At 73.2% G+C, this 11677-nt stretch carries 4 protein-coding genes; 1 reads left to right on the top strand and 3 read right to left on the bottom strand.

Annotated features, from left to right (window positions below):
• Positions 1-10: 10 nt before the first annotated feature.
• From ABTY61_RS29170 to ABTY61_RS29160, 3 genes are all read right to left on the bottom strand, one after another.
• Entirely contained in the window at positions 11-964 is a 954-nt protein-coding gene (locus ABTY61_RS29170; RefSeq protein ID WP_350508086.1) for a 3-hydroxyacyl-CoA dehydrogenase family protein, read from the bottom strand.
• A gap of 11 nt (positions 965-975) precedes the next feature.
• Positions 976-2865, bottom strand: a complete 1890-nt coding sequence (asnB, locus tag ABTY61_RS29165; protein WP_350508085.1) for an asparagine synthase (glutamine-hydrolyzing) — start codon at positions 2863-2865, stop codon at positions 976-978.
• 78 nt (positions 2866-2943) lie between these two features.
• Positions 2944-10236, bottom strand: coding sequence for a non-ribosomal peptide synthetase (locus ABTY61_RS29160; RefSeq protein ID WP_350508084.1), 7293 nt, complete (start codon positions 10234-10236; stop codon positions 2944-2946).
• Positions 10237-10497: 261 nt separating this feature from the next.
• On the opposite strand from ABTY61_RS29160, the gene vioD reads away from it, so the two are divergent.
• Complete coding sequence (vioD, locus tag ABTY61_RS29155) at positions 10498-11649, top strand: capreomycidine synthase (protein WP_350508083.1); 1152 nt, start codon at positions 10498-10500, stop codon at positions 11647-11649.
• The last annotated feature ends 28 nt before the right edge of the window (positions 11650-11677 follow it).

The raw sequence follows: 11677 nt of genomic DNA, 5'->3' as shown, positions 1-11677 counted from the left end.
TGTGCTCTCCTCACGCGGCGGTCGGGCGGGTGGCGGCGGTCGCCGCAGGGTCGGTCGCGGTGCGGTCGGTCGCGGTGCGGTCGGTGGCCGCGGGCTCGGCCCGCGGCCGGCCGGGCACCTCGTAGCTGTGGAAGCCCTGGCCGGTCTTGCGGCCGTGCAGGCCCGCGTCGACCATCCGCCGCAGCAGCGGGCAGGGGCGGTACTTGGGGTCGTTGAAGTTCTCGTAGAGCACGTCGAGAGAGAGCAGGACGGTGTCCAGCCCGATCAGGTCCGCGGTCGCCAGCGGGCCCATGGCGTGGCCGAAGCACTCCTTGAACAGGCGGTCGATCTCGGTCACCGAGGCGACGTTCTCGTGCAGCAGGAAGATCGCCTCGTTGAGGGTGAGCATGGCCACCCGGTTGGTGACGAAGCCGGGTGAGTCGGCGACCACGACGTGCTTGCGGCGCACGCCCCGAAGCAGGTCCCCGACGCGCTCCAGGGTGGCGTCAGTGGTGTGGTGGCCGCGGATCACCTCGACGGTCGGCTTGAGGTGGGCGGGGTTCATGAAGTGGGTGCCGATCACCTGGCCGGGCCGGCCGGTCACCGAGGCGATCCGGGTGATCGGGATCGCCGAGGTGTTGACCCCGATCAGGGCCTCCGGCCGGCAGACCCGGTCCAGCTCCCGGTAGAGCTCGCGCTTGGCGTCCCAGCGCTCGACGATGTTCTCGACCACGAAGTCCGCCTCGGACAGGTCCTTGGCCTCGGTGCTGAACGTGATGCGTTCCAGCACCGCCTCCGGGTCCGGCGGCACGTCGTGCGGGCGCACCAGCGGCGCCAGCCGGAGGTCGTCGGCGATGGCCGCGCGCGAGCGGTCGAGCGCGTGCCGGTCGATGTCCACCAGGACGACCCGGTGGCCGCCCTCGGCGAACAGTTGGGAGACACCGGTGCCCATCGTGCCGGCGCCGACCACTCCGATCCGATCCATCTGCGTGCTCCCTAGGACAGTGCGGGCAGGTCGAAGGTTTCGAGGAAGATGCCGTGTGTGACGACCACCATCAGCAGGTCGTCCTCGAAGAGGGTGTTCAGGCCGACCTCGCGGCCGGTGTAGCGGGCGCGCAGTTCCTGGACGGCCGAGGGATCGAAGTAGCCCTCGCGCCGGATCCGCGCGGGTGCCAGGTAGTCGTCGATCCAGGACCGGTCGATCCGGAGCAGATCGGCGCTGGGGTTGGCGTGGAAGGCGAACTTCTCCCGGTTGACGATCTCCCGGGGCACGTACCGCTCGGCGATCCGTTTGAGCGGGTACTTCTCCTCGAAGCCGTGCAGCACGAGGTCCGGGTGCAGGGCGCGGGCGCAGTCGATGACGCCGCGGTCCAGGAACGGGTAGCGCGCCTCCACCGAGTTCGCCATGGCGACCCGGTCGCCGTGGTCGCCCAGCAGGTGGTCGGCGAGCCGGAGCTTGAAGTCCAGGTAGGAGCGCTGGTGCAGGACGTGCCGCCCCTTGAGCTGTGCGAGGTCGACCAGTGGCTGGGCCAGGCAGTCGAAGTCGGGCAGCCGGGACCGGAGCTGCGGCGAGTACAACTCCGCCCGGGCTGAGGCGAGTTCGCCGAGTCGTTGGCCGTAGGCGAGCAGCGGGTTGCCCCACAGCCGCTGGTTCAGGCGCTGTTCGGCGGAGAGCGGCCGTCCGGTGGCCGTTCGGCGCCGGGAGCGGGCCGCCCGGGCGGCGGTCTGCTTGTCGAACTTGTACCCGACGTACCCGGCGAACAGCTCGTCCGCGCCCTCGCCGCTGAGCACCACCTTCGCGCCGCGGGCCCGTACGGCGGCGGAGAGCCGGACCGAGGCGACGTTGTAGCTCTCCTTGAGCGGGCACTCGCTGTGGCGGACCACCTCGCGCAGCTGGTCGAGCAGGTGTCCGGGGGTGACCGGCACCTCGTGGTGCTCGGAGTCGAGGCTCCGGGCGACCATCCGCTGGTACGGCTGCTCGGACATCCGGGCGTCGGGGAAGGTGACGGAGAAGGTGCGCAGCCGCTCGGCGGCGGACTTCGCGGCGATCCCCGCCACCAGTGAGGAGTCCAGACCGCCGCTGAGGTAGTAGGCGTGCGGGACGTCCGCCCGCATCCGCAGCTCCACCGACCGCTGGAGGGCCTGCTCCAGCCGGCCGAACCGTTCCTCGGGGTCGGCCGCGGCGGGCGGGGAGAGCTCGGCGGCCAGGGGGTAGTCGAGGTCCCAGTACCGGCGGACGTCGACCCGGCCGTCCTCGACGACCATCTGGTGGCCCGGGGGCAGGGTGGCGATCCCGGCGAACATGGTGCGCGGGCTGACCAGGCCGGGCAGCAGCATGATCTGGTCGAGACCGCCCGGGTCGACCTCCCGGCGGACCAGCGGGTGGGCCAGCAGGGCCTTGACCTCCGAGCCGAAGACCAGGGTGCCGCCGGTCACCGTGTAGTGCAGCGGGGTGATGCCGACGTGGTCGCGGGCCAGCACCAGGCGCCGCCGGGCCCGGTCGTAGAGCGCGAAGCTGAACTGGCCGTTGAGGTGGTGCACCAGCCCGGTGCCGTGCTCCTCGTACAGGTGGACCAGCACCTCCACGTCGCCGCCGGTCCGGAAGACGTGCCCGGCGGCCGTCAGCCGGGCACGCAGCTCGGCGTGGTTGAAGACCTCGCCGTTGCAGCAGACCGTGACGTTGCCGTCCGGGGTGGCGATCGGCTGGTCGCCGGTGGCCGGGTCGACGATGCTCAGCCGACGGGTCGCCAGGCCGACGTGGTCGGCCAGGAAGTAGCCGTCGGAGTCGGGACCGCGGTGGAACAGAGTGCCGGCCATCCGTTCCAGGACGGCCCGGTCGGCCGGGTGGCCGCCGTTCAGGTGTGCGTATCCGACGATGCCGCACATGTGTCACGCTCCACGGTTCGGGGGCCCGGGCGCGCCGGCGGGAACACCGGCGCGCCCCTGGCGGGACGGTGGACGGGTTCAGTCCTCCAGTTCCGCGAGGATGGCCGCGAGTTCGCTCCCGTCGACGCCGGACGCCTGCTCCTCCAGGACGAGCACCGCCAGCGTCGCCACGGTCGGTGCCTCGAACAGCCGGCGCAGCGGGAGCTGGACGCCGAACTCGCGCCGCAGCCGGGCCAGCACCTGGTTGGCCAGCAGGGAGTGGCCGCCCAGGTCGAAGAAGTCGTCGTTCACCCCGACCCGTTCCACCGGGAGGTACTGGGCCCAGATGTCGGTGAGCTGTTCCTCCAGCGGGGTGCGCGGGGCGACGTACTCGGTCTCCCAGTCGCCTTCGTCCTCCGCGAACTCGTCGTCCTCGTCGTCGAAGTCGAGGTCGAGGTCGAGTCCGGCGAGGGCGTCGGGTCCGTCCTGGACCGGGTGGTCCGGAGCGGCGGTGTCGGCGGGGTCGATCAGGAGGGCGCCGGCCAGCGCGGAGGACAGCGGGCGGTCCGGGTCGCCGACCGCCAGTTCCAGGACGGCGCGCAGGTGTTCGTGCAGTCGCCGGATGGTCCGCAGGTCGAAGACGTCGGAGTTGTACTCCGTCATCACGGTGATCCGGCTGTCCTCCTCGGCGGAGACCTCGCCCGGACGCTGCTCGGCGTGCGGGCGCACCACGATGTTGAGGTCGAACTTGGCGGTGCGGTTGTGCGCGTCCACGACCTCGAAGGTCAGGCCGGGCACCTCCAGGGCGGGCATCGGGGTGTCCAGGAAGCTGAACATCACCTGGCACAGTGGCATCCGGGAGAGGCTGCGCTCGGGCTTGAGGTGCTCGACCAGCTTCTCGAACGGCATGTCCTGGTGGGCGTACATCCGCAGGCTCCGCTCGCGCACCCGCTCCAGCAGCTCGGCGAAGGAGGGGTCGTCGGAGGTGTCGACCCGCAGCAGCAGGGTGTTGATCATCATGCCGAGGAGGTTCTCGGTCTCCGGCCGCTGCCGGTTGGCCATGCCGACCCCGACGAGGAGGTCGGGCTGGCCGCTGTAGTGGCTCATCAGGGCGGAGAACGCCGTGGACATCATCATGAACAGCGTCGCCCGCCGCTCCTGGCCCACCCGGCGCAGGGCGAGCGCGAGTTCGCCGTCGATGACCAGGTTCTCCAGTCGTCCGGAGAAGGTGAGGGCGGCGTCGTGCGGCCGGTCGGTGGGCAGTTCGAGGACCTGGGGCGCGCCGGCGAGCTCCGCCGTCCAGAAGTCCAGCAGCCGGCCCAGCTCCGCGCCGCTCACCACCTCGCGCTGCCAGGCCGCGAAGTCGGCGAACTGCACCGGCAGTTCCGGCAGCCGGGCGGCGCGGCCGGTGGTGCGGCCCTCGTACAGCTCCAGGAAGTCGCGCAGGAAGACGCCCTGGGCCCAGCCGTCGTGGATGAGGTGGTGCTCGATGACGACGAGGACGTGGTCGGCGGGGCCGAGCCTGACCAGGGTGACCCGGATGGTCGGGCCGTTCTCGATGTCGAAGGGCTCCCGTCCGGCAGCCAGGATCAGCTCCCGGACCCGCTCCTCCTGTTCGGCCTCGGGGACGCCTTCGAGGTCCACGCCGGCGAGCGGGATGCCGCGCGGCTCGTGCACCACCTGCATCGGGGTGCCGTCGATGTCGGGGTAGGCCGTGTGCAGGATCTCGTGCCGCTGCTCCAGGTCGGCCAGCACCTGTTCGACCACGTCCCGGTCGAACACCCCGCGGATGCGCAGCGCCCGGGGCACGTTGTAGACGGTGGACTCCGGTGCCAGCCGTTGCAGCAGCCAGATCCGCTCCTGGACGAAGGACAGCGGCAGCGGACGGTCGCGCGGCACCCGGGGGATCGGCAGCTGCGCGGGCCGTCGGGTGTCGACCGGACCGGTCGGGATCCGCGCCGCGAGTTCCGCCACGGTCGGGTGCTCGAAGATGGCCCGCAGCGGGAGGTCCGCGCCGAAGTGGTCCCGGACCCGGGCGATCACCTTGGTGGCCAGCAGCGAGTGGCCGCCGTGGGTGAAGAAGTCGTCGTGGACGCCGATCCCGGGGAGTCCGAGGACCTCGGCGACGATGCCGGCCAGGGCCTGCTCGGTGGCCGTGCGCGGTGCGGTTCCCTCGCTGGAGTGGGTCTGCGGCGGGGGCAGCTGGCCCCGGTCGATCTTCCCGCTCGTGGACCGCGGGAACGACGGGAGCACCGTGACCGCGGCCGGCACCAGGTAGCCGGGGAGCCGCTCGCGCAGCGCCGAGTGCAGCCGATCGGGGTCGGGGGCGGCCCCGGTGACACCGGCCACGTAGGCGATCAGCCGGTTGCCGTCGGGGTGGGGCAGTACCAGGCTCTCGGCCACGGCGGGGTCCGCGGCGAGCAGCAGGGCCTCGATCTCGGCGGGCTCCACGCGGTAGCCGTTGAGCTTGAGCTGCCGGTCGGCCCGGCCGACGAAGGTCAGGGTGCCGTCCGGCGCCCAGGACGCGAGGTCCCCCGTGCGGTACATCCGTCCGTCCCGGCCGTCCTCGGCGAAGGGGTCGGGCCGGAAGCGCTCGTCGGTGAGCGCGGGGTGGCCGAGGTAGCCGCGGGCGACGCCCGGGCCCGCGATGTACAGCTCGCCGACGGCGCCGGTGGGCACCGGCCGTCCGGCCGGGTCGAGCACGTAGGCGCGGACGTTGGCCACCGGGCGGCCGATCGGGACCTCGCCGTCGCCGGCCGGCCGGGTGAGGTCCTGGACGGTCGCCACGATGGTGGTCTCGGTCGGGCCGTAGCTGTTGACCGTACGGACGCCGGCGGGCACGTGCCGCAGCCAGGCGGCGACCCGCTCGGGGCGGGCCCGCTCGCCGCCGATGATCACCAGCCGCAGGTCCTCGCCGGGGGCGGTGGCACCGCCCGCGACGCCGTCGGCGAGCTCGTGCCAGTAGGCGGTGGGCAGGTCCAGCACGCTCACCCGCCAGTGGTCGCACTGGCGCAGGAAGGCGTCCGGCGAGCTGAGCATCCAGTCGTTGCGCAGCACCAGGGTGGCCCCGGCCGCCAGGGTCGGGAAGATCTCCTCGGCGCTGGTGTCGAAGGCCAGCGAGGCGAACTGCAGGACCCGGTCGCCGGATCGCAGGCCGAAGTGCTCGACGGCGAAGCGGGTGTAGTTGGTGAGGCCGCGGTGTTCGATCTGGACGGCCTTCGGGGTTCCGGTGGAGCCGGAGGTGTGGATCAGGTAGGCGAGGTCGCCCGGTCCGGCGGCGGGGTGGGAGCGGGCGTCGGCGTCGGTGCCGTCGGCCGCGTCGACCGGCGTCCGCTCGCCGTCGACCAGCACGGCGTCCACGCCCTGGGGCAGGCGGGGCGCCAGCCGGTGCTGGCTGAGGACGACTCGCACGCCCGCCCCGGTGAGGACCTCGGCGACCCGGTCGCGGGGGTTGGCGGAGTCGAGCGGCACGTAGGCGGCACCGGTCTTGAGGACGCCGAGGACGGCCGCGATCTGCGCGGCGGAGCGGTCGAGGAAGACCCCGACCGGGCTCCGGCCGTCGACGCCGCGTTCGCGCAGCTGCCGGGCGATCAGGTCGGCCCGGGCGTTCAGCTGCCCGTAACTGACCTCGCCCTCGTCGCCCAGCACCGCGAGCGCGTCCGGCCGTCGCTCGGCCTGCCGCTCGAACAGCTGGACCACGTTGGTGGTCAGGTCGTAGTCGCGGCGGGTGCCGTGGTCGGCGAGCAGCGCGCGCTCGCCCTGCTCGTCCAGCAGCCGCAGCTCCGTGACCGGCAGGGCGGTGTCCGCCGCGATCTGGGTCAGCAGCCGCTCCAGCTGCTCCAGCAGGGCGGCGGCGGTGGCGGCCCCCAGGAGCTCGGTCCGGTGGCGCAGCTGGGCCAGCAGTTCGTCGCCGGCCTCGATCAGGGTCAGTTCCAGGTCGACCGGGGTCCGGGTGTGCTCCAGCGGCACGGCCTCCGCGGTGAGCGGCCCGAAGGCGCGCCGGATCCCGGAGTGGCCGCCCATCAGGACGGCGAGTTCGCCGCGGCCGCGCAGCGGGGGCCGGTTGAAGACGAACATGGCCCGGAACGGGTCGCGCTGCTGCCGGTCCTCCGCCAGCAGGTGCAGCGGGTGGTCCTGGTGCTCCAGGGCGTTGAGGACCCGGGTGCGGGTGGCGGCGACGAACTCCCGTACGGAGATGTCCGGTGCGAGGCGGCTGCGGATCACCACGGGGTTGGTGCAGTAGCCGACCACGTGCTCGAAGTCCTGGTGACCGCGGCCCGCGGTCGGCATGCCGACGAGCAGGTCGTCCTGCCCGGTGTACCGGTGCAGCAGGGCCTGGTAGGCGGAGAGCAGCAGCATCGAGACCGTCACGCCCTCGGCCCCCGCCCTGGCGTGCAGCCGGGCCGTCAGTTCCGGTGCCAGCCGGGCGCGGGCCGTGCCCGACCCGGGCGGTGCGGTGTCGGCGGGCCGGTGGTGGCGGGGCAGCCGCAGCTGGGGGGAGGCGTCGGCGAGCTCCTCGGCCCAGTAGCGGCGCGAGCGTTCGCCGGCGGCGCCCTCGACGGTGCGGTGCTGGCGGGCGACGAAGTCCCGGTAGGAGGCGGGCAGCGGTTCGAGGGCCGCGGTCGGGCCGCCGGTGTGCTCGGTGTAGAGCGCCTCCAGATCGGCGACGAGCTTGGACATCGACCAGAAGTCGGTGGTGATGTGGTGGGTCGCCAGCAGCAGCACGGTCTCCTGCGGGGCGCGCCGGAAGAGGTCGATGCGCAGCAGCGGACCGTGGGCGAGGTCGAACGGCTCGTCGGCGGCGCGGTCCAGGAGTGCGGCGAGGTCGTGCTCGGAGCGGCCGGCGGCGTCGTGGACGCGCAACTCGGCGCGGCCGGCCGCCGCGGTGCGCTGGACCGGCTGCCCGTCGGGGGCGGGGAAGGTGGTCCGCAGCGCGTCGTGCCGGGCCACCAGGGCGGCCAGGGCACGGCGGAAGGCGTCGGGGTCGAACGGGCCGTGCAGGCGCAGGGCCGCCGTGATGTGGTGGGCGGTGCTGTCGGGCTCCAGCTGCTGGAGGAACCACAGGGCGCGCTGCCCGTAGGAGAGCGGTCCGTCGACGGGTTCGGCGTCGGCGTCGCCGGCGAGCAGGGACCCGAGCAGGGCGGCGAGTTCGGTCAGGCTGCCCGCGTCGGCGAGCTGCGGCACGGTGACCGGCACGCCGAGCTCCCGCCCGATCGCCTGCTGGATGTCGACCACGGCCAGCGAGTCGACGCCCAGGCTCAGCAGCGGGGCGGAGGTGTCGACGGCGATGGGCGCGAGCCCGCAGGCGGCGGCGACCTCCTGCTGGAGGAAGTCCTCCAGGGCGCGCCGGCGTACCTCCGGTGCGGCGGTGCGCAGCGCGTCGGGGTCGACCCGGCAGCCCTCCGCCGGGCCGGGCGCGTCGAGGTCGCTGCGGCCCACCTCCGGCAGCGTGCCGGCGGCGAACTGGGCGGCGCACGCGCTGCGCTGGATCTTGCCGCTGGAGGTCTTGGGCAGCGCGCCCGGCGGCACCAGCACCACGGTGTGCACGGTGACCCGGTGGTCCCGGGCGACCGCGGTGCGGACGGCGGCGCCGATCCGCGCGGCGTCGGCCGCCCCCGGGTCGCGGACCTCGTGGGCGAGCACCAGCCGGGGGTCCGCCCCGTCGGGGTGCGGGACGGTGAAGGCCGCCCCGCACCCCGGGCGCAGCTGTGGGCAGCCGCCCTCCGCAGTGAGTTCGAGGTCGTGCGGGTAGTGGTTCTGCCCCCGGACGATGATGACGTCCTTGATCCGCCCGGTGACGAACAACTCCCCTTCGTGCAGGAAGCCGAGGTCGCCGGTGCGCAGGTAGTCGGCGTCCTCGCCGGGCAGGCGGTGGCCGAACACCTCGCTGCTGCGCCCCGGGTCGCCCCAGTAGCCGCCGGCCAGGCTCGGTCCGCTGAGCCAGAGCTCGCCGACACCGCCGGGGCCGACCGGGCGGGCGGTGTCCGGATCCACCACGACGACCCGGTGGTCCGGGGCGATCCGGCCGCAGGACACCAGCTCCACCTGGTCGCCACTCGGTTCGCCGGTCGGTCCGGCGCCCGGGTCGCCGCTCGCCGAGCCGCTCGGACGGGCGAGGGCGGTGCCCGCGCGCAGCGCCGTACGGTCGAAGACCCGGCGGGCCGTATCGGACCAGGGGACACCGCCGGTGACCATGAGGGTCGCCTCGGCCAGCCCGTAGCAGGGGTGGAAGGCCTCCGGCCGGAAGCCCGCGACCGCGAAGGCGTCGGCGAATCGGCGCAGGGTGTCCGCCCGGATGGGCTCGGCGCCGTTGAAGGCGACCCGCCACCGGCTCAGGTCGAGCGCGGCGCGCTGCTCGGGCGTGGTCTTGCGCACGCACAGCTCGTAGGCGAAGTTGGGCCCGCCGCTGACGGTGCCACCGGTGCGCGACATCGCCTCCAGCCAGGTCAACGGGTGTTTGAGGAAGGCGACCGGGGACATCAGGGTGACCGGGAAGCCGGTGTACAGCGGCTGCAGGATGCCCCCGATGAGCCCCATGTCGTGGTACGGCGGGAGCCAGATGACGCCGCGGCTGTCGGCGTCCACGCCGAAGTCGTGCCGGATCACGGCCGAGTTCCGCAGCAGGTTCCCGTGGGTGAGTACCACTCCGCGCGGGTCGGCGGTGGAGCCTGAGGTGTACTGCAGCATGGCGGTGGTGTCCGCCGTGACGTCCGGGTCGCGCCAGGCTTCGGCCCCTTCGGGTGCCAGCGCGTCGGTGGCGACGACCGTCAGTCCGGCCGACTGCGGCACCGTGGACAGCAGGGCCGGCACGGCCTCGGCGAGGGCGGCGATGGTGAGCACGGCGACCGGCCGGGCGTCCTCCAGCACGGCGAGCAGCCGCGGCAGGCTGCGCTCCAGCCGGGTCGGGTCCGGCGGGTAGGCGGGGACGGCGACAGTACCGGCGTACAGGCAGCCGAAGTAGGCGGCGAGGTAGTCCAGGCCGGGCGGGTACAGCAGGATCACCCGCTGCCCCTCGGCGTCCAGTTGCTGCAGCGCGTGCCCGATCGTCCGCGCCGCCCGGTCGAGTGCGGCGTGGTCGAGGCTCTGCTGCTCGACCCCGTCGTCCGCAAGGAAGGTGTAGGCCACCTGGTCGGGATGTTCCCGGGCGCGGCCGCGGAGCACCGAGACGAGGGACGGGTGATCGGCGTCTGGTGCCGGAAGGCGGACGGGTTTCACTGACAGTTCCTCCCTGCCGAGGGGGCCGGTGGCGCAGCGATGAACCGAGATGCCCTGGCGGACCGTTACGACTGATGTCGCCCGGTTCGCCGGGAGCGGTGCTCGGTGGGTGTCGGGAATTGCCGGCGGATGTCCGGCAGGGCGCGAGGACGGAGGGGGGGACAATGGCCGGAACATCGCCGACGAAGGTTATCCACCGTCATATCCGAGGAAGGGCCCGGTTGCTCCTCGACCGTTCCGAGGGGGCCCGCCGGTGTCATTGAAGCAGAGGTGCCGCCGAGGCGGAAGGTACTCGACCTCTTGCATGCCCTCGAACAACGTGGTTAGCCTGGCGACTCAATCACCCCTCTGAGTTCCGGGGACGAATCTGTCTTCAGGGGGGGGTGCATTTCCGCGTGTGTTGCCAACAATCCTGTTGTTCGACAGGGGGGAGTGGACATGCAAGTGGACGAAGCACTGCTCGAAGAATGGATGCGCCGCTACTACTTCGCGACCGAGTTCGACCTCGGCAGCAGCGGCGTCCATCCCTACACCTTCGCCGAGGTTCGGGCGCTGACCGGCCTGACCCACGACGAGATGGACAACGTCGGCTTCGAGGACAGCTGGACCTTCGGCGGCCCCGACGTGCGCCGCGCCGTGGCGGACCGGTTCGCCGGCGGGGCGGTCGACCGGGTGATGGTCACCCACGGCTCCAGCGAGGCGATCTTCCTGTCGATGTGCGCGCTGCTGCGCGCCGGCGACGAGGTGGTCGTGCTCGATCCCGCCTACCAGCAGCTGCACGGCGTCGCGACGGCCCTCGGCTGCACCCTGCGGCGGTGGCACCTGCGGTTCGACCGGGGCTTCCGGCCCGACCTGGACGAGCTGCGCGAACTGGTCACCCGGCGCACCCGGATGATCGTGGTCAACTTCCCGTGCAATCCGACCGGTTCCACCCTGGCCCCGCAGGAGCAGCGGGAACTGGTCGCCATCGCGGCCCGCTCCGGCTGCTACCTGGTCTGGGACGGAGCCTTCACCGAACTCACCTACGACCAGGACCCGTTGCCCGATCCGGGCGGCTGGTACGACCGGACCGTCAGCTTCGGGACGCTGTCCAAGGCCTACGGCCTGCCCGGACTGCGGGTCGGCTGGTGCCTGGCCGCACCGGAGGTCCTCGACCGCTGCGCCCGGGTGCGGGACTACGTCTCCCTGCACCTGTCACCGATGGTCGAGCTGGTCGCCGAACGGGTCGTCCGGCACGGCGACGCCCTGGTCGGGCGGCGGCGCGACCTCGCCACGGCGAACCGCGCGGTGCTGGCCGGCTGGATCGCCGAGCGCCCCCGGCAGGTCGCCTGGGTGCCGCCCGCCGGCGGTGTCAGCTCCTTCGTGCACCTGCCCGAGGTGGCGGACGTCGAGGACTTCTGCCGGTGGCTGGCCCACGAGCACCGCATCCTGCTGGTCCCCGGCACCTGTTTCGGCCACCAGGGCCACGCCCGGCTGGGGTTCGGCGCCCCCGCCGAGGAGCTGCGCCGGGGCCTGGACCTGCTCGGCCGGGCCCTGGACGAGTACCGCCCCGGGGCCGGGAAGCGTGCCGCCGCCCTGAGTGCCGGCTGATCCCGCCGCCGCCACACCACGCCCCACC

The organism is Kitasatospora sp. NPDC096128 (genome assembly GCF_040303105.1).
GTDB lineage: Bacteria > Actinomycetota > Actinomycetes > Streptomycetales > Streptomycetaceae > Kitasatospora.
The sequence above is the reverse complement of the archived record's forward strand: the minus strand, read 5'-3'. Positions and strand labels throughout refer to the sequence as shown.

What these genes read in the sequence shown, in the direction of transcription:
- ABTY61_RS29170 (WP_350508086.1), bottom strand. Translation starts at nt 964, where the DNA reads ATGGATCGGATCGGAGTGGTCGGCGCCGGCACGATGGGCACCGGTGTC.
- asnB (WP_350508085.1), bottom strand. Translation starts at nt 2,865, where the DNA reads ATGTGCGGCATCGTCGGATACGCACACCTGAACGGCGGCCACCCGGCC.
- ABTY61_RS29160 (WP_350508084.1), bottom strand. Translation starts at nt 10,236, where the DNA reads ATGTTCCGGCCATTGTCCCCCCCTCCGTCCTCGCGCCCTGCCGGACAT.
- vioD (WP_350508083.1), top strand. Translation starts at nt 10,498, where the DNA reads ATGCAAGTGGACGAAGCACTGCTCGAAGAATGGATGCGCCGCTACTAC.